General features: G+C 43.8%; 14 protein-coding genes. 10 read left to right on the top strand and 4 right to left on the bottom strand.

Going from position 1 to position 18,658, the window contains the following annotated elements; genetic code table 11:
• Positions 1 to 113: 113 nt before the first annotated feature.
• The 3 genes from infB to G458_RS0117315 form a co-directional block, all read right to left on the bottom strand.
• Positions 114 to 2,921, bottom strand: coding sequence for a translation initiation factor IF-2 (gene infB, locus G458_RS0117325; protein ID WP_026953012.1), 2,808 nt, complete (start codon positions 2,919 to 2,921; stop codon positions 114 to 116).
• A gap of 61 nt (positions 2,922 to 2,982) precedes the next feature.
• Positions 2,983 to 4,227, bottom strand: coding sequence for a transcription termination factor NusA (gene nusA / locus G458_RS0117320; protein WP_026953011.1), 1,245 nt, complete (start codon positions 4,225 to 4,227; stop codon positions 2,983 to 2,985).
• Positions 4,228 to 4,232: 5 nt separating this feature from the next.
• Entirely contained in the window at positions 4,233 to 4,706 is a 474-nt protein-coding gene (locus tag G458_RS0117315) for a ribosome maturation factor RimP (protein WP_026953010.1), read from the bottom strand.
• Positions 4,707 to 5,027: 321 nt separating this feature from the next.
• Here G458_RS0117315 and G458_RS0117310 point away from each other — a divergent pair, with 321 nt between their 5' ends.
• Genes G458_RS0117310 through rodA form a run of 5 tightly spaced genes read left to right on the top strand, consistent with a single transcriptional unit; the run spans position 5,028 to position 10,490 of the window.
• Positions 5,028 to 6,056: a rod shape-determining protein gene (locus tag G458_RS0117310; protein ID WP_026953009.1), complete on the top strand. Its 1,029-nt coding sequence runs from the start codon at positions 5,028 to 5,030 to the stop codon at positions 6,054 to 6,056.
• Positions 6,057 to 6,063: 7 nt separating this feature from the next.
• Positions 6,064 to 6,903, top strand: a complete 840-nt coding sequence (gene mreC / locus G458_RS0117305; RefSeq protein ID WP_026953008.1) for a rod shape-determining protein MreC — start codon at positions 6,064 to 6,066, stop codon at positions 6,901 to 6,903.
• Positions 6,893 to 7,414, top strand: a complete 522-nt coding sequence (locus G458_RS0117300) for a hypothetical protein (protein ID WP_026953007.1) — start codon at positions 6,893 to 6,895, stop codon at positions 7,412 to 7,414. Before mreC ends, G458_RS0117300 begins: the two co-directional genes overlap by 11 nt.
• Positions 7,414 to 9,216 (top strand): penicillin-binding protein 2, encoded by a 1,803-nt coding sequence (gene mrdA / locus G458_RS0117295; RefSeq protein ID WP_026953006.1) that lies wholly within the window; start codon positions 7,414 to 7,416, stop codon positions 9,214 to 9,216. Before G458_RS0117300 ends, mrdA begins: the two co-directional genes overlap by 1 nt.
• Positions 9,216 to 10,490 carry a rod shape-determining protein RodA gene (gene rodA, locus G458_RS0117290; RefSeq protein ID WP_026953005.1) on the top strand — a complete coding sequence of 425 codons (1,275 nt, stop codon included), beginning with the start codon at positions 9,216 to 9,218 and terminating at the stop codon, positions 10,488 to 10,490. The genes mrdA and rodA overlap by 1 nt, the downstream gene beginning before the upstream one ends.
• Positions 10,491 to 10,526: 36 nt before the next feature.
• On the opposite strand, the gene G458_RS0117285 is transcribed toward rodA, so the two are convergent.
• Positions 10,527 to 11,633 (bottom strand): hypothetical protein, encoded by a 1,107-nt coding sequence (locus G458_RS0117285; protein WP_026953004.1) that lies wholly within the window; start codon positions 11,631 to 11,633, stop codon positions 10,527 to 10,529.
• Positions 11,634 to 11,666: 33 nt separating this feature from the next.
• On the opposite strand from G458_RS0117285, the gene G458_RS0117280 reads away from it, so the two are divergent.
• The 5 genes from G458_RS0117280 to G458_RS22035 all read left to right on the top strand — a co-directional run bounded on the left by G458_RS0117280 (position 11,667) and on the right by G458_RS22035 (position 18,403).
• Positions 11,667 to 11,993 (top strand): 2Fe-2S iron-sulfur cluster-binding protein, encoded by a 327-nt coding sequence (locus tag G458_RS0117280; RefSeq protein WP_026953003.1) that lies wholly within the window; start codon positions 11,667 to 11,669, stop codon positions 11,991 to 11,993.
• A 4-nt stretch (positions 11,994 to 11,997) separates the two neighbouring features.
• Entirely contained in the window at positions 11,998 to 12,582 is a 585-nt protein-coding gene (locus G458_RS0117275; RefSeq protein WP_026953002.1) for a thymidine kinase, read from the top strand.
• A gap of 7 nt (positions 12,583 to 12,589) precedes the next feature.
• Positions 12,590 to 13,279, top strand: a complete 690-nt coding sequence (gene recO, locus G458_RS0117270; RefSeq protein ID WP_026953001.1) for a DNA repair protein RecO — start codon at positions 12,590 to 12,592, stop codon at positions 13,277 to 13,279.
• Between the two features lie 202 nt (positions 13,280 to 13,481).
• On the top strand, positions 13,482 to 15,308 hold the full coding sequence (gene rho, locus G458_RS0117260) for a transcription termination factor Rho (RefSeq protein WP_026953000.1): 1,827 nt from the start codon (positions 13,482 to 13,484) through the stop codon (positions 15,306 to 15,308).
• A gap of 239 nt (positions 15,309 to 15,547) precedes the next feature.
• Positions 15,548 to 18,403: a glycine-rich domain-containing protein gene (locus G458_RS22035; RefSeq protein ID WP_157359850.1), complete on the top strand. Its 2,856-nt coding sequence runs from the start codon at positions 15,548 to 15,550 to the stop codon at positions 18,401 to 18,403.
• Positions 18,404 to 18,658: the final 255 nt, after the last annotated feature.

The following is an 18,658-nucleotide window of genomic DNA, read 5'->3' as shown; positions in this document are numbered from 1 at the left end:
AAAGAATACACAGGCCGAATAGGCCTGCGACAAATAAACGGATGGCTTCAAACATAGCATAAACCAAAAAAGGAACGATGCTATCGTTCCTTTCTTTGGGGTATAATTAAGAATTATTTTTTCCTTTTAATTTCCTTCATTTCATATCCTTCGATGGTATCATCGACCTGAATATTGTTGAAGTTTTTGATGGAGATACCGCATTCGTATCCTGCCTTCACTTCAGCTACATCGTCTTTGAATCTCTTCAACTGATCGATTTCGCCTTCGTGAATTACAATACCGTCTCGAATAATTCGGATTTTGTTCTTTCTGGTGATAAATCCGTCGGTAACATAAGATCCAGCAACAGTTCCAACTTTGGAAATCTTGAAGACCTCTCTGACCTGGATATTTCCGGTGATAACTTCTTCGAATTCTGGCTCCAACATCCCTTCGATCGCATCCTTGATCTGGTTGATCGCATCGTAGATGATGGAGTAGTGACGGATTTCGATTTCTTCTTGCTCAGCCAATTTCTTAGCATTGGAAGAAGGACGAACTTGGAATCCGATGATGATCGCATCTGAAGCAGATGCAAGGAGTACATCTGACTCAGAAATTTGTCCGACACCCTTATGGATAATATTCACTTTTACTTCATCCTTGGAAAGCTTTAGCAATGAATCGGAAAGTGCTTCCACGGAACCATCCACGTCACCTTTGATGATGATATTAAGCTCCTTGAAGCTTCCGATTGCCAAACGTCTTCCGATTTCATCCAAGGTGATGTGCTTCTTGGTTCGGAGACTTTGCTCTCTTTGGATCTGCTCTCTGGAATTGGCAATTTCTCTAGCTTCTCTTTCGGTATCGTAAACTTTGATAGTGTCACCAGCCTGAGGAGCACCACTTAGACCCAGCATCAATACCGGAGTAGATGGTCCTGCTTCTTTCACTTTTTTGCCTTTGTGATCGAACATAGCCTTTACACGACCATAATGTTGACCTGCTAGCATGACGTCACCGATTTTCAAAGTACCCGCTTGTACCATGATTGTTGCCACATATCCACGACCTTTGTCAAGAGAGGCTTCGATGACAGTACCTACTGCATTTTTGTGTGGATTGGCTTTCAATTCGAGAATCTCCGCTTCCAACAATACTTTTTCCAATAGCTCGTCAACACCCTGACCTGTTTTGGCAGAGATGTCTTGGGACTGGTATTTACCACCCCACTCTTCCACCAACAAATTCATGTTAGCCAATTCTTCCTTGATTTTTTCAGGCTTGGCATTTGGCTTATCGACTTTGTTGATCGCGAAAATCATCGGTACACCAGCTACTTGCGCATGGTTGATGGCTTCTTTGGTCTGAGGCATGATGCTATCGTCAGCAGCAATCACAATAATTGCCACGTCAGTGATTTTCGCACCACGGGCACGCATCGCAGTAAATGCTTCGTGACCCGGAGTATCCAAGAAGGCGATCTTATGGCCGGTCTTGGTCATTACATCATAGGCACCGATGTGCTGGGTAATTCCCCCTGCTTCCTCAGCGGTAACCTTGGACATTCTGATGTAGTCAAGCAAGGATGTCTTACCATGATCGACATGACCCATAATGGTCACAATCGGAGCTCTTTCTTCCAAATCATCCGGATCATCCTCTACCTCAGCAACGATTTCATCTTCGATAGACTTGGTAAATTCTACATCATAACCAAACTCATCTGCAATAATGGTAATCGCTTCAGCATCCAATCGTTGATTGATCGAAACGAACATTCCCAAGGACATACAGGTAGAGATGATCTGATTTACAGTCACATCCATCAATGCCGCAAGGTCATTTGCAGAGATAAATTCGGTTACTTTTAGGATTTTGGTTTCTTCGCCCTCCATCTCGGTTTCCCGATCACGGTCAGCGCGCTTATCTCTCCTAGACTTAGTCTTGCCTCCAGGCTTATTGCCTTGAAGTCTAGCCAAAGTCTGTTTGATTTGATCCTGAATTTCTTTTTGGGTAGGCTCAGCCTTTTGAGTTCTTTGCTGCTGATTGCCCCCTTTTTGGCCTCTGGTATTTTGACCGGGACGGCCTCCCCCTCTGTTGCCATCACCTTGTGGACGGTTACCTTGTCCACCTGGAGTTCCAGGCTTATCAATTCTTTTTCTAGGTCTTTTCTTATCCCGATTTCTTTCATCGGATGAAGCTACCGGACCACCCTTTTTCTTGGAGCGCTCAACCGGAAGTTCGATTTTACCCAAAACCGTAAGACCTTTCAATGAATCTGCCTTCGCAGAAATGAGCTGGTCTTCAGCAGGCTTGGGCTTAGGTTCAGCAGGTGGAGCTTTCGGAGTTGCTTGCTGAGGCTTTGGTGCTTCTTTTTTGGGCTGAGGAGCCGCTTGCTTAGGAGCCTGAGCTTGAGGCTTAGGCTGTCTAGGCGCTTCTTGTTGTATGGGCTTCTGAGCAGGTTTTGGTTCGGGAGCGGCTGGTTTTTTATCCAAGTCGATCTTACCCAAAATCTTGATTCCCTCCAACTTTGGAGCTTCAGGAACTACCTTTTCTGGCTCTGGAGCCGGTGCAGGAGTGGGTTCGGGAGCTGGCGCTGGTGCAGGTGCGGGTGCGGGTGCTGGCGGAGGGGTAGGTTCTACCTTTTGCTCAGGCACAGGAGCCGGTTCAGGAGCCTTTTCTACCCTATCTACCTCAGGTTCGATAGAGATCGGCTCATGTCTTTTCCCAATTGAGAGGTGGGAAGCCTCTTCTTTTTCAAGCGCAGAAGATTTGAATTCCTTTTCCAGCATGGCCACCTGCTCCATGGTGATCTTGGAATTCGGATTATTCTCCACTTCAAAGCCTTTTTTACCAAGAGACTCCACAATGGTAGCAGTACCAACGTTAAGTTTCCTGGCAATCTGGCCTAATCGCATCATTTTTTCGTCTGACATAAGCAAAAACCTCTTTCGAAATCTTAAGTAAAATTAGGGTATTCTTCGGGCTAAGCCCTTTTTATTGTTCAAATTCTGTTTTAAGTATTCTGAAGATCTCATCAATGGTCTCTTCTTCCAACTCTGTTCTGCGGGTCAAGTCCTCTTTGGTCAATGCCAAAACACTCTTGGCAGTGTCCAAACCGGTTTTTTTCAACTCGTCGATAATCCAGCTATCGATTTCATCGGAAAATTCCATCAGATCCACATCTTCTTCTTCGTATTCATTCAACTCTCTGAATACATCAATCTCATAACCGACTAATCGGCTGGCAAGCTTGATGTTGTGACCTCCTTTACCAATGGCAAGGGAAACCTGATCAGGCTTAAGGAATACAGAAATTCTTTTGGTCTCAGCATTCACAGAAATCGAAGATACTTTGGCAGGACTCAAAGCCCTGGACACATAAAGCTCCAAATTATCTGTGTAGTTGATTACGTCAATATTTTCATTTTGAAGCTCACGGACTACGGCATGAATTCGGGAACCTTTCATCCCCACGCAAGCTCCGACAGGATCAATTCTGTCATCGTAGGATTCCACGGCAACTTTTGCCCTTTCTCCTGGCTCACGTACGATCTTGATGATCGTGATCAAGCCATCGTAAACTTCCGGTACTTCATTTTCAAACAACCGCTCCAAGAAAACCGGAGATGTTCTGGACAGGATCACTTTTGGATTCCCGTTGATCATATCCACTCTGTGGACAATTGCCTTCACAGTATCTCCTTTACGGAAGCGGTCTTTTGGAATCTGCTCTCCTTTTGGAAGGATCAGTTCATTTCCTTCTCCATCGATCAAAAGAATCTCTCTACCGAGAATTTGATAAACCTCTGCAGAGATAATTTCTCCAACCTGCTCCTCATATTTATTATAAAGGATATCTTTTTCAAGATCTTTAATTCTTTGTATCAAAGTCTGTCTGGCCATCTGAACCGCTCTGCGTCCAAATTCTTCCAGCTCTACTTTTTCATACACTTCTTCTCCGATTTCAAAATCAGGTTCGATTTTTCTGGCATCAGAAAGACTGATTTTGTCAAAATCCCAAATATCCTCAGAGTTGTCGTCGACAATCTCCCGGATGCGGAAGATTTCCAAGTCACCTTTATCGGCATTGATGGTAACGTCAAAATTTTCATCGGATTCAAACTTCTTTCGGATCATCGCGCGGAATACATCTTCGAGAATACGGATCATGGTAGGTCGATCCACATTTTTAGACCTCGCAAATTCAGCGAAGGATTCTATTAAGATTTTGGCATCCATTGGAGTTATTTAAAAGATACTTGTACGATTGATTTCTTAATTTCTTTGGTAGGAATCATAAGCTCCTCTTCGGTTGCTTTTTTTCCTTTTTCTTTCTTTTTCACCAAAAGCTTCACTGCATCATCCTGGGCTTCCAGAAGCTTGCCGGACAATTCCGAACCAGATTCGAGAAGGATTTTCAGATCCCTTCCGATATTTTTCTGATATTGTCTTGTGCTACCCAGCGGATAGTCCAATCCTGGAGAAGAAACCTCCAACAAATAGGCCTGATCGATCAGTTCGTTGGTCTCGAGCTCATCGGATACCCTACGGCTTACCAGCGCACAGGTCTCAATAGTCACACCCTGATCTCCATCGATCAGAATCAAAAGCTTGGTTTTTCCTGCCTTGTCTTCCATTTTCACCTCCACCAGGAAGTGAGAATCATCCGGAAGATGCTTGAGCACCAGCTCTTCTATTGCTTGCTTCAATCCAGCCATAAGTCAGAATAATGAAAGAGGGGACTTGTTGTCCCCTCCAGAAACTTTCGAATACGCTGCAAAATTAATACAAAGAATACCGAAATGCAAAGTGCCTCACACTATTAAAATATTATGCACCAAAGGAAATCCTTGAAATTTCAGAAAAAACCCTAAAGCCATCGGTTTGAAAATCATTTACTACACTCAAACAAAAAAATCTTCTTTCCCTCAGTTTTATCAATTTAAGATAATAATTTTGCCGACCCACGTTTAAAATCAGTACTCAGGTACTATCTTAAACTCCAAAGTCCAATAAAAAGCCAACGAAGTAAGTATAAAATGGGATTATTTGATTTTTTCTCTAGCGACATCGCCATCGATTTGGGTACTGCAAACACCCTGATTATCCACAAGGATAAAATTGTGGTGGATGAGCCTTCGATCATTGCGATCGATAAAACCAACAACCGTGTACTGGCGGTCGGTAGAGAAGCGATGAACATGCACGAGAAGACTCACGAAAATATCAGAACTATCCGTCCGCTCAAGGATGGGGTAATTGCTGATTTCTATGCCGCAGAGCAAATGATCCGAGGATTGATCAAAATGATCCCAGGACAGAAAAAAGGCATGTTCCCGCAATCCCATCGTATGGTGATCTGCATTCCCTCTGGAATCACCGAAGTGGAAAAGAGAGCGGTTCGTGATTCAGCTGAGCACGCAGGGGCTAAGGAAGTCTATATGATCTATGAACCGATCGCAGCTGCAATCGGGATTGGCATCGACATCGAAAAACCGATGGGATCCATGATCGTGGACATTGGAGGGGGTACTACAGAGATTGCACTTATCGCCTTGTCCGGTATCGTGGCGGACCAATCTATCCGTGTCGCAGGTGATACCTTCACCAAAGACATCTTGGACTACATGCGTCGTCAACATAACTTGCTGATCGGTGAAAGATCTGCCGAAAAAGTGAAAATTGCCATCGGATCAGCGCTAACTGAATTGGACGAGGCTCCTGAAGATTATGAAATCCGAGGCCGAGACTTGATGACTGGAATTCCAAAAGTCATCAAAGTATCCTATTCTGAGATTGCTTTCGCGCTGGACAAGTCAGTCTCCAAAATCGAAGAGGCAGTATTGAAGGCATTGGAAATTGCACCGCCAGAATTGTCCGCAGATATTTATGACAATGGTATACATCTTACCGGCGGGGGTGCGTTACTGAAAGGTCTGGACAAAAGACTTCACCAGAAAACCAAACTTCCGATCCACATCGCAGAGGATCCACTTAGAGCTGTGGTAAGAGGTACTGGTACAGCTTTGAAAAATATCCAAAACTTCCGAACCGTCTTGATGACCTAAGTACTGAATGCTACGCATCCTACAATTCCTTTATCGAATAAGGGCATTTCTATTATTTATTCTTTTGGAAGTGGCAGCCGTCTGGATGGTTGTCACCAACAATTCTCCCCAGGGTGCAGCTTTCTTTAACAGTTCCAATGCAGTCATTGGATCCGTCCTGAAAAAGCAAGCAGATTTGGTTCAGTTTTTTTCCTTAGCCCAAGCCAATGAGCAGCTGGCTGATGAAAATGCGCAGATTCTGGAAAAGCTTCAATCTTTCTCCAGGCCTGCGGACAGTGTTTACCTCCAGCTCGACTCCCTTTTGATGGTTTCTTATGAATTCAAAGGTGCTCGGGTAATTGGGAACTCCATTCGCTTCTCCCAGAATTACATTACCCTTAATAAGGGAGCTAAAGATGGGGTGAAGCCGGGAATGGGTGTTTTCAATTCCGATGGAGTAATCGGAAGGGTAAAATCTGTCTCTCAGAACTATGCGGTAGCCTTTTCTCTTTTGAATACGGGACTCTTGGTTTCTTCCAAAATAAAAACCACCAATGATTTTGGCTCTGTTCAATGGGACGGAGGAGATGCCTCAGAAGCTAATTTGCTATACATTCCTCGGCACGTGAAGGCCCAGCCAGGAGATACAGTCATTACTTCAGGATTTAATGCCGTGTTTCCAGAGGGGATTCCAATTGGTGTAATTTCAGAGGTTAATCCGGATAAAGACAATCCCAATTACCTTCAAATCAAATTGAAGCTAGCGGTTGACTTTGGCAAAATCACTTATGTGTATTTGGTGGAAAATACCCAGTTTGAAGAATTGGACACACTTTTTCAACAATCAGAAGTAAGCAATGAATATTAGAAATCTGCTCATCTATCCTCTTAGGCTAATCCTTTTGGTATTGGTGCAGATTTTCCTATTGAAAAATCTGGCCCTTTTCGGTCATGCTTTTGCGTTTTTGTACCTCTTGGGTCTTTTATTAATGCCCATCAGTATGAGGACCATTCCCCTACTTCTGATCGCTTTTGGGTTGGGCTTTATCGTGGACTTGTTTTATGAAACGATCGGTCTTCATACGGCTGCAGCGACATTATTGGCTTTTCTCAGACCAATCTGGCTGAAGGTAATCAGTCCTACAGGTGGATATGACGACTTGCAGACTCCTAGTTTCAACCAAATGGGCTTGGGATGGTTTTTAAGCTATTCATTTCCACTGGTCTTCGGGTTTTCATTGATGTTTTTCGGATTGGATCAATGGGGATTTGGCAGCTTTTTTTCAGTCTTGAATAAAAGCCTTTTTTCCTCGATTTTCACATGCCTTTTGGCTATACTTGTACAACTACTGTTTTTCAAACGTAGGAGGGGGATCTGATGAACGAACAAAGACCTGTAATCATACTCATCTTTATTTTCTTGGTGAGTGTGGTTCTGCTAGTCAAGCTATTTTCCATTCAAGTATTAGATGACAGCTTTACCAAAAAAGCTGAACGGAATGCTATCCAAAGGATCGTAGACCATCCCTATCGAGGATTGATCTATGACCGAAATGGGAAGCTGCTGGTGTACAACAACCCGATCTTTGATTTGATGGTCGTTCCCAAGGAACTGAAAATCCAGGACACCGCTAAATTTTGCCAGCTTTTCAAGATCCCAAAAGATCAGCTAAAGGAATCTTTAGCCGCCGCCAAGAAGTATTCTTGGGTAAAGCCTTCCACTTTGATCAAACAAATATCGACTACTGAATTTGCTCGAATTCAAGATTTTTTGATTGATTATCCGGGCTTATTTATCATGACAAGAGCCGTTCGGTCCTACCCGAATTCCACCGCATCTCATGCTTTGGGATACATCGGGGAAATCAGTGGAACTCAGCTGGAAAGGGACACCACAAAATATTACTCCCAAGGTGACTACGTTGGCTTGAGCGGCATGGAAAAGTTCTATGAAAATGAACTGAGAGGAAAAAAAGGAGCCAAATACAAAATGGTCAATGTCCGTGGAGTGGACAAGGGGCCATTTAAAGACGGAGAATATGATACCGCTTCCGTGGCAGGGAAAAATATCACCTCCACCTTGGACATGGAGCTTCAGATGTATGGGGAGATGCTTATGGCCGGTAAAAAAGGATCTGTCGTGGCCATAGAACCCAAAACCGGGGAAATATTAGCCATGATTTCGGCTCCTTTTTACGACCCCAATGAACTTACGGGGGCAGAATTCAGCAGGAATTACCTTCGTCTTAACCGGGATATTGAAAAGCCACTTTTCAATCGTCCCATCATGGCCACCTACCCTCCCGGTTCAATCTTTAAAATCGTCCAAAGCCTAATCGGCCTTCAGGAAGGGATCCTAACTCCAAATACGACCTTTGCCTGCAACCGATCTCTGGTAGCCTGTCACAATCACCCGAATCCGGTGAATCTCTTTGGGGCAATCCGAAATTCCTGCAATCCTTATTACCACCAGGCATTCCGAATGATTATCAATCAGGATATCTCAACTAATACTTTTAAGGATACCGAAATCGGGCTAAACGCTTGGAGAGAAAAGGTTCTCAAGTTTGGACTTGGCTCGCCACTTGGAGTGGATATGACCAATGAAAAAGGCGGATCTATTCCCTCGAGCAGATTGTACGACAGGGTATATGGAGAAGGGCGATGGAAGTATTCTACGATTTATTCCCTTTCCATTGGGCAGGGTGAGCTTCTGGTAACTCCCCTTCAAATGGCCAACATGGTCTGTATTTTTGCAAACAAAGGGTATTACTACACCCCGCATTTGGTCAAAGCAATTGATGGGGATGAAACGCTTGTCCCAGGAAAATTCCAAATCAAGCATGAGGTGGGCATTGACGAGAAACATTTTGATTTGATTCAGGATGCGATGGCAGAAGCTATTTACGGCACTGCGGCTAGAGCCGTCATTAAGGATATTGTCATTGCAGGCAAAACAGGAACGGCCCAAAACCCACATGGAGAAGACCATTCTGTGTTTTTCGCCTTTGCTCCCAAAGATGACCCTAAAATTGCCATAGCAGTCTATGTGGAAAATGCGGGATGGGGTGGAAGAGCTGCTGCGAGTACTGCTTCATTGATGATTGAAAAATACCTAAGAGGCAACATCACTCGGCCTGAATTGGAAGAATATGTTAAGGCCGGAAAATTTATTTATTGATGAGAGAATCGGATATCCAAATCAACCGAGTCGACTGGATTGCAGTCTCCATCTATTTTGCGCTAGTCTTTATAGGCTGGATTAATATCTATGCGGCGGTATTCGATAGCCAATATCCTAAGGAAATTTGGGACCTATCCATCAATTCCGGCCAGCAGTTAGTCAGAATAGGTATTTCCATTGCTTTAATCACCTTGATCATGGTGGCGGATTACCGATTTTTCGAGAATCTGGCCTTACCGATTTACATCCTCTTCATCGGGATTTTGGTTATTACTCCCTTTTTAGGAAAGGAAGTCAATGGTCAGGTTCTTTCCGTTGGCTTTGGCTCATTCCGAATCCAACCTGGAGAGTTTGCTAAGTTGACTACTGCACTTGCCCTGGCAAAAGTTATGGAAAGGCCAACCTTCGACCTCTCCAAGAAGAACTACCAAATCATTGCATTTTCCATTCTTTTGATCCCAGTTGGATTGATCCTCTTACAGCCTGACACCGGGACCGCAATGGTTTATTTCTCTGTGCTGCTGATGTTCTACCGTGAGGGACTACCTCAGTGGTTTTTCGTATTGGGATTTGGTTTAGTAGCAGTTACTCTTTTAGGTCTGGGGATAGAAAACAATCTTTATTTGGCAGGAGCCATAGTTATAGTAGTTGCTATTTTGGTTTCCTTAGGAAGAAGAACCTGGCAAAGAACTCTTGTATTTTCTCTTATTGGTTTGGGATTGATAGCCTATATCTATTCTTTGGATTATGTAGTTGGCAAACTTCCTCCCCATCAGCAAAACCGGATCATGGTACTCTTTAATCCCAACATTGATCCTTTGGGAGTAGGATGGAATGTGACCCAATCCAAAATTGCCATCGGGTCTGGAGGACTGCTCGGAAAAGGTTATTTGGAGGGAACTCAAACCAAATTTGACTTTGTACCCGAGCAGCATACAGATTTTATTTTCTGTACTCTTGGAGAAGAATTTGGCTGGGTGGGAAGCTTGATTGTCATCGGTTTGTTTACAGCCCTACTCTACCGCTTGGTAGTCATGGCGGAAAGGCAAAAAACCAGATTTTCGAGGATTTACGGCTATTGCGTGGTCTCGATTCTGTTGTTTCACTTTATGATTAATATCGCCATGACCATCGGACTTTTTCCAGTCGTGGGTATTCCCTTACCATTCTTTAGCTACGGTGGATCCTCCCTCTGGTCATTCACCATATTGCTCTTCATCTTTATCAAACTGGATTCTTCAAGGGCTTTCCAATTGGGAAGATTAAATTAAAAAAGGAGGACTTTTGGTCCTCCTTTTTCAGTTTTATCAATCTGCGAACTTTCGATACACCAGCTGTAAAAACTCCCTCACAGCCTCCGAGTTGGTGTCCCAGTCCAGTTCCGAAACATATCGGGCATTGATCAGTTCGACAGCAGCCTCGAAGGAGCTTTCCTCATCGATAGTTTTCAAAGCATGCTTTAACAGATCAGCATTTCCATCAAACAGTTCCTTGGTAAACATAAACCGCTGATTGAGGGCCAAACTTTCAGAAAGCTCTCCCATAATGCCTTTCATTCCTTTGTAAGACTCCGCAGAGAAATGCGCTTTTAAACTTGAAGCCACCAAACTTCCACCATTAGAATTCATAGGAGCTTGCGCAGGCTGTTTTTTCACAGGCTCAGCAACCTTTTGAATTGTCTCGACCTTTTCGACTGGCTTAGACTCTTCTTCCGATTCCATGGATTCAAAAAATGATGAGCCTGAATCAGAATTTACCGTTTCTTCCTCTGCTTGGTCCACAAATGATTCATCCGCAACGATGTACTGATCCAAGTCAAAGGGCTTGATCTCTCCCAAAGTAGCTAAAAGTAAATTTTTTGACTCCAGACTATCCTGAATGACTTGAAAGTTGGCAGCAATTGCTTTCAAATAAGCTTCTCGGTCCAGACCAAAACCAGCCTTGTCGATCAGGAAAGTGACCGCCTTTTCATTCCACTTATAATATTTCTTATTCTCCTTCAGGTATTCATTGATTTTTCCTGCCGGAGCTTTTTTGACTTCTTCTTGATAAAACTCCACGGGGAAACATGCCACGCGGATAGCCTGAGCGACTGCAGCCCTCACCAAAGGCTCAAAATGAGACTTTTCCACCTTAATCCTTCTGGACAGGACATTCATGAATTGAGTCAAAGCTTCATGTACCGCAATATCCCGGTAATCAAAAAACGGGTTGCTTTTCAGTTTGGCTAATTCCTCTTGCCATTGTTCAAACAACCTTTTGATGATAAAAAAATTGACTTGGGTACTGTTGGTCAACTGGATGATATCCTGACCAGTAATGAATTGCCTGGAAGAAAAAAACCGATCACAGACGATCTGGGCGTATTCCTTGGAATAATTTTCTAAATAATTGCTGTTAATTTGAACTGTCATGAGTGGGTCTTGTTTTCAAAATCAAACGTACAAATGCCCCGAATAATCATACAAAACCTGGGAAATTTCAGCATTGATTCGGCTGACACTGACCGTAAAGTTATTGAATTAATTCATGAAAACGGTATCGACTGGATGCATGCATGCGGGAAAAAAGGCCGCTGCACCACCTGTAAAATGATTCTTGTGAGAAATTCTGCCAAACTCAGCGAAATGACCGAGCGAGAGCACTTTTATAGAAATCAAGGTAGGCTAGGCGAAAGGGAAAGGCTTACTTGTCAGACCCGGATTTTGGAAGGAGAGATCGTCATTCGAGTAGCCGAAATCAATAAATTTCCCCACCTTCACTACACGGAATAGATTCATGTTTGTAGAACCTTCACCTAACAAAAACAAATCTCCAGAGCGGAAAGGCCAGATCGAAGTGATCTGCGGATCCATGTTTTCCGGAAAAACAGAAGAACTGATTCGACGTCTTACCCGTGCCCGCATTGCCCGACTTAAAGTGGAGATTTTCAAACCTTCTCTGGACAAGCGCTACCATGAGGAAAATGTGGTCTCACACAATGAAAACTCAATCCGCTCCACCCCCGTGAACTTTGCCGGAGATATTCTTTTACTTGCCGGAGACTGTGAGGTAGTGGGAATAGATGAGGCCCAGTTTTTTGATTTGGACCTGGCTGATGTAGTCCAGAAGCTTGCAAATCAGGGAAAGCGCGTGATTTTGGCGGGATTGGATATGGACTTTGAAGGAAAACCCTTCGAACCTATGCCACAGTTGATGGCCATCGCCGAATACGTGACGAAGGTTCATGCCATTTGTATGAAATGTGGAGACTTGGCAGCTTTCTCTTTCAGACTTTCCACCAGCAAGGACAAGGTGATGCTGGGCGAAAAAGAATCCTATGAAGCCAGATGCCGAAAGTGCTATTTGGAAGATAAAAAATAATTAACCCATGATCAAAAAGACCAGTGGGATCGTGCTGAGCAGCCTTAAGTATAAGGAGACAAGCATTATCGTGAAGATTTTCACTCGTGAACTCGGCCTGAAGTCTTATTTGGTCAATGGCGTTCGAACTCAGGGAAAAGGGAGCAAAATGGCACTGTACCAACCTCTCACCCTGGTGGACCTGGTTGTGTATGACAAAGAAAACACTGGGCTGCAAAGAATCTCCGAAGCAAAGTTGAAATATCCCTATCAGCGAATTCCTTTTGATTTTCAGCGAACTTCAGTAGCCCTTTTCATGACAGAGGTAATCGGCCGAAGCATTTATGAAAACTACCAGAATGAACTTCTTTTTGACTTTCTGGAGGAAAGTGTGACCTCCTTGGATCAACTAGAAGTCAATCTCGCCCATTTTCCGATTGTTTTTCTGATCGAAAAAGCGAGGTATTTAGGTTTTGGTCCCGATGAAGCCTCTCTTTTTCTTTCGGAATCCAAAAATCAGCCTTTTTCAAATCCAGAACTGCTGGAATTAGACACCTATCTCAACCAACTTCTGAAAGAAGGATATCAAAGCCCCGCCAAAATCAATGGGGTTTTACGAAGAAAACTTCTTGATTTTCTGCTCGAATTCTACAGTGAGCACCTGGACAATTCCAGCCCGCTCAAATCTCTTCAAGTCCTTAGACAGCTGATTTACTGAAGAAAAAGCAAGAAAAAATGCGCGTCCCAACCAAAATATTTGCTTAATCAGTTGACATGGATTATTATTGTGACATCACCGTGTATGAGCAAGTCAGCCCACTTTGACTTGAGCTTTTCCTGCAGACCTTTTTTGCTCAGAAAACCATCCACGATCTCAAATACCGCATCTATCAAGATTTTATTTATTTCATACCCTTTTTATGTACAACATAGAAGAACTCAGAATCAGGCTTTTATCTGAACTGAAGGAAATTGCTGAGGAGCTGGGAGTAAAAAACTTCAAATCTCTCAAGAAAGACGAACTCGTCTACGCAATTCTGGACCAACAGGCCATCACCCCCGAGCAAGCCCTTCCCAAGAAAAAGCCTTCCCTGGCAGAAACCCAGGTCCCTGAAGTCGAAAAACCTTCCGAATCACCTTCCCCAAAGTCCGCACCTCAAGATGATCAGGCTGAATACAAGCCTAAATTCAAAAGACAAAACGTGACGGAACTTCCAAAGGAAGCAACTGAACCTGAGGAGAAAAAAGAAACTCCAAAGGCAGAACGCCCGGAAAAACAAGAGAAAACTGAACGTCCTGCGAGACCTGCCAAACCGGAAAGAGCTCCACAACAGGAGAAAAAAGAAGCTGCTCCAGCTCCAAAAGCTGAAGCAGAAAACACTTCCGAAGAACAAAAAACTTTCCGTCCAAGACGAAGAGTTTTCGAGGAAGTAAACGTGGACAGCAATGTCTCCGAGCAAATTTCCGCTGAAGCAAAGTCTGAGGAAGAGGCCAAACCATCGCAAAAACAAGAACAGGAAGTAGATCTTCCAAAAAGGAAAAACTTCAAGTCACAAGACGAAGTCTTGGCTCCAGCAGCAGAGACCGTTTCCAATGCCGGAAGAAAGAAACCTTTTGTTTCTCCGAGAGAATTTGACGGAGTCATCGAAAACGAAGGCGTATTGGAGATCATGCAGGAAGGCTATGGCTTCCTAAGATCTTTGGACTACAATTATTTGGCATCTCCGGATGACATTTATGTCTCTCCAAGCCAAATCAAACTTTTTGGACTTAAGACCGGAGATCATATCAAAGGATCCATCCGACCGCCAAAAGAAGGCGAGAAATATTTTGCTCTCCTTAAAATCGGAACCGTCAACGGAAAAACCACAGACGAAATTAGAGACCGAGTTCCTTTTGAATATTTGACTCCTCTTTTCCCTGAAGAAAGACTGAATCTATCCACCAGACCGGATGGCTATTCCACCCGAATCCTTGATCTGTTCGCTCCTATCGGAAAAGGCCAAAGAGGAATGATCGTAGCTCAGCCGAAAACAGGTAAGACTGTTCTTCTTCAGCAGATTGCAAACGCCATCACTCAAAACCATCCAGAGGTCCATCTGATGATTCTTTTGATCGACGAGAGACCTGAGGAAGTGACAGACATGGCACGTTCGGTCAAGGCAGAGGTAATCTCCTCCACCTTTGATGAGCAGGCAGACAGACACGTGAAAGTTGCCAATATTGTATTGGAAAAAGCCAAGCGGATGGTAGAGGTAGGCCACGATGTGGTGATTTTGCTGGATTCCATTACCCGATTAGCCAGAGCTCACAATACCGTGGTGCCTAGCTCAGGAAAAATCCTTTCCGGTGGTGTGGATGCCAATGCACTTCACAAGCCCAAGCGATTCTTTGGAGCTGCCCGAAATGTAGAAAACGGGGGTTCATTGACCATCATTGCCACAGCCTTGGTAGAAACAGGATCCAAAATGGACGAGGTAATCTTTGAAGAATTCAAAGGAACCGGTAACATGGAATTGGCTTTGGACAGAAAGTTGGCCAACCGAAGAATTTATCCTTCCATTGATGTCTTGGGATCTGGAACCAGACGAGAAGACCTGTTGATGGACAAAGAGGAAATGCAACGAGTTTGGATTCTCAGAAAATTGATGAGCGACATGAATTCTCAAGAATCCATGGAATTCCTCCTCAACAGAATGAAAGGAACTCGAGACAATGCCGAGTTTTTGATCAGTATGAATGGATAAAATCTAGATATTATCAACAATCAATAGCCCCGCCCAACAAGCGGGGTTATTTTTTGTTACGGGTTAAGTAGAAAAATACTTCTAATAAGAAGATATAAAGTAATAGCGCATTAAAGGAATTTTAATAAAACTTAAACCAGATTTTCTTTCATTATACCATGAAATTCAAAGTGCTAAATTTAGTTTAGCATGAATCAAAAATTATCTTTGCGATCGAATTCTGAATTACCCTAAAATTAATGCGAAAGCTACCTTTCCTTCTTTTTGGAGCACTAATGCTAATTTTTGCTTTTTCTAGCCAAATTGTCAGAGGCCAATGCTCTTCGTGTAGCATTACTGTCGTCGGCAATGGGGCTCCTAGCCAAACCATTACTTCCAATTCTGTAATTTGTTTATCAGGTGCTCGGACGAGTAATTTAAATTTCAACAATTCTTCCAATATCACCCTTTGCATTGCTTCGGGTGCCTCGATTAATTCCAGTCTTTTTCAAAGTCTCTCAGGTCTTAGTACCGTGAATAATTATGGGACATTCATCCTTTCGACAGATCCCAATGGAAATTGGACTGTGAATAATTATTCCACCATGACCTTGAGTAACAATTTGAATTCAAACAAAACAATCAATACCTACTCTGAACTTTCAATAACTGGAAATCGAACGATATTCGGAACCATAAATCTTGCTGGAAGTATCACTTCTTCAGGCAACCTGACCGTAAATAGTTCAGGAAGAATAAGTGCCCTAAATGCCTATCAATGCAATTCCTTGTCCGTAACTGGTACCTTTACAAACAACGGGGTAGTTACCGGAAATAACCAAACTGTACCTGGGGGGCTTCAGACTGGATTGGTGGTCAACAAAACGCCGAACAACACCTCCATCACAGGAAATGCAATTGTCTCCTCCAGTAGTCCGAGTATCACTTGTCCATCTTGTGGAACAAGTTTTACCAGCAATGGAACATTTTATGTCCCAGCAGGCGTAACAGAAATTACTATAGAAACTTGGGGGGCAGGAGGAAAAGGAGGCAGCCGAACGAGCACTGGCTCTGGAGGTGGTGGAGGCGGTGGAGCCTATTCAAGAAGGACGATTTCTGTAAGCCCCGGAGAACCTTTGGGAATATTTGTAGGTGTTGGCGCTACATCCACAGATCCAGGAGGAACAACCTATGTCACAAGAAACTCTTCTGATCCCATATCTGCTTCAGTGGTATTTGCAAGAGGAGGAAACTCAGTAGCCGACAATGACCAAAATGGTGCCTCTGGCGGTGCCGCGCTTTCAGGATCTGAACTGACCTCAAGATCAAATACTGTCTCTTTCTCTGGAGGTGCTGGAGCCAATGGCCTTTCAGGAAGCTATGGGGGTGGCGGGGGTTCTTCCGCAGGAACTTCCTCAATCGGAGCATCTGGAGTAGGTTCAGCTGGCGGAGAAGCACCTGTTGGAGGAGGAAATGGGGGATCTGGAGGCACCAGTAACAACAGCGATGGAAATTCCGGCGCTACTCCCGGAGGAGGTGGCGGCGGTGCTAGAAGACAGGGAGGAACCCGTTTAGGAGGAAATGGAAGTGATGGACTAGTGGTCATTTCTTATACCTGTCCAACCCAAGATTCCTGTTCAATTATTACGGACTATGGGACAACAGGAAGTGGGCTTACAGTTATAGAGTATCTATGTTCAGGAACGTGGAATGCCCCTGAAGGCTTGGCTGAATTTGAAGTAGCAGTGGTCGGAGGTGGCGGCGGCGGAGGTGTCGGAACTGCGGCAGGCGGAGGCGGAGGTGGAGGCGTATTGCAGCAATCTCAATCGAATATTAACCGAGACCCTATTGCCAATGTTACCTATGGTTTACCCTCTGGAACAAGTTTCAACATCACAGTGGGAAACGGGGGGTACGGGGCAGTCAACTCCCAAGGTGGAGATGGAGAGCCTTCTTCCTTCACAGGGAGTTTTATCAATTATTCAGGAAATGCAGTAACATACAATTTTGTCTCAGCTGGGGGTGGTGGCGGAGGCTCAAACTTCAATAATGCAAATCGATCCGGTAGACCGGGCGGTTCAGGCGGTGGTGGTGCTTTTGAAGGATCCGCTGGAACTGGTGGCAATAACAATGGTCAAGGCAATGGAAATAGTGGAGCCCAAGGAAGACAATCCTCTTCTACCCGCCAAGGTGCGGGGGGTGGTGGTGCTGGATCAGCGGGAAGCCAGGGTACAAGTTCAGGCGGAGGTATTGGACAATCCAATGGAGGAAATGGAGGGAACGGAGTAAATCTTGCCAATATTTCTTCAACCAGATTTTTTGGAGCAGGTGGTGGTGGAACGGCCACTGGAGGATCAGGTCAAAACAATCCCGGGAATGGGGGATCTTCCAATATCGGAGGCAGGGCAAATGTTTCAGGACCTGGATTTTCCGGCGTAATCAATACCGGCTCAGGAGGTGGCGCTGGGAGCACAGAAGGTGGAAGAGGAGGATCTGGAATCGTGATTATCTCATTTCAAAATTTTAGAATACTTCCTGTGGAGTTTTTAAATTTTGAGCTGAATTATCAGGCAAACCAAAGATTAACCCAAATTAATTGGTCCACTGCCCAGGAATGGGAAAGCTCTCATTTTGAAATAGAAAGAGCATTGAATTCTATTGCTGAATGGAAAACTATAGGAAAAGTGCAGAGTAAGGGATTTTCAGATGCGATTTCCAATTATTCCTTTGATGATCTTCAACTTCCAGCTTCAGGAGGAACCCTGTTTTATAGAATCAAGCAAGTGGATTTCGATGGAAAGTTCTCGTATTCGGACACCAAAGCCGTGAAGGTAGAGTCATTGCCCGGAGCGGAGGCATGGATCGCCTTTCCTAACCCTAGCTCCTCCAACCAATCCTTGACCTTGGATTTATTGGAAGTAGGAAGGTATGCCGATGAACCAATACAGGTTAAGATAAGTGATTCTACAGGCCGAGATTATTCTTTCACTGCTGACAATCCTGAAAAAGTAAACTCAAGTTTGAATCGCTATTTTGATGGTACTCGAAGGGGTCTGTTTTTTGTTCAAATTACCTGGGGAAATCAAAATCAAAGCATAAAGCTGATTCGAAATTAATTCCAATGCTTCTCCATTAAGTTCAAATAGGACATTGGCCTCTATTTTTATCACTTCCGTATTTCTTTTGATTTTATTATAAATCTTTTTTAGGCTAAACTGGTCAGCTTGGTCGGTTCTTCTGATAGCCAAAATGTAAATCAATCCCTTTGAGAAAAATACAACTAGGCTCCTAATTACTTCTTAGGAAAAGAATAAAATTTTGTATTTGTCGATATTTTTATAACTTAGACTGTTTTTACCATAAATAAAGAA

Source organism: Algoriphagus mannitolivorans DSM 15301, from assembly GCF_000429425.1.
In the GTDB taxonomy this organism is placed as follows: Bacteria; Bacteroidota; Bacteroidia; order Cytophagales; family Cyclobacteriaceae; genus Algoriphagus; species Algoriphagus mannitolivorans.
The sequence above is the reverse complement of the archived record's forward strand: the minus strand, read 5'-3'. Positions and strand labels throughout refer to the sequence as shown.

What these genes read in the sequence shown, in the direction of transcription:
- infB (WP_026953012.1), bottom strand. Translation starts at nt 2,921, where the DNA reads ATGTCAGACGAAAAAATGATGCGATTAGGCCAGATTGCCAGGAAACTT.
- nusA (WP_026953011.1), bottom strand. Translation starts at nt 4,227, where the DNA reads ATGGATGCCAAAATCTTAATAGAATCCTTCGCTGAATTTGCGAGGTCT.
- G458_RS0117315 (WP_026953010.1), bottom strand. Translation starts at nt 4,706, where the DNA reads ATGGCTGGATTGAAGCAAGCAATAGAAGAGCTGGTGCTCAAGCATCTT.
- G458_RS0117310 (WP_026953009.1), top strand. Translation starts at nt 5,028, where the DNA reads ATGGGATTATTTGATTTTTTCTCTAGCGACATCGCCATCGATTTGGGT.
- mreC (WP_026953008.1), top strand. Translation starts at nt 6,064, where the DNA reads ATGCTACGCATCCTACAATTCCTTTATCGAATAAGGGCATTTCTATTA.
- G458_RS0117300 (WP_026953007.1), top strand. Translation starts at nt 6,893, where the DNA reads ATGAATATTAGAAATCTGCTCATCTATCCTCTTAGGCTAATCCTTTTG.
- mrdA (WP_026953006.1), top strand. Translation starts at nt 7,414, where the DNA reads ATGAACGAACAAAGACCTGTAATCATACTCATCTTTATTTTCTTGGTG.
- rodA (WP_026953005.1), top strand. Translation starts at nt 9,216, where the DNA reads ATGAGAGAATCGGATATCCAAATCAACCGAGTCGACTGGATTGCAGTC.
- G458_RS0117285 (WP_026953004.1), bottom strand. Translation starts at nt 11,633, where the DNA reads ATGACAGTTCAAATTAACAGCAATTATTTAGAAAATTATTCCAAGGAA.
- G458_RS0117280 (WP_026953003.1), top strand. Translation starts at nt 11,667, where the DNA reads ATGCCCCGAATAATCATACAAAACCTGGGAAATTTCAGCATTGATTCG.
- G458_RS0117275 (WP_026953002.1), top strand. Translation starts at nt 11,998, where the DNA reads ATGTTTGTAGAACCTTCACCTAACAAAAACAAATCTCCAGAGCGGAAA.
- recO (WP_026953001.1), top strand. Translation starts at nt 12,590, where the DNA reads ATGATCAAAAAGACCAGTGGGATCGTGCTGAGCAGCCTTAAGTATAAG.
- rho (WP_026953000.1), top strand. Translation starts at nt 13,482, where the DNA reads ATGTACAACATAGAAGAACTCAGAATCAGGCTTTTATCTGAACTGAAG.
- G458_RS22035 (WP_157359850.1), top strand. Translation starts at nt 15,548, where the DNA reads ATGCGAAAGCTACCTTTCCTTCTTTTTGGAGCACTAATGCTAATTTTT.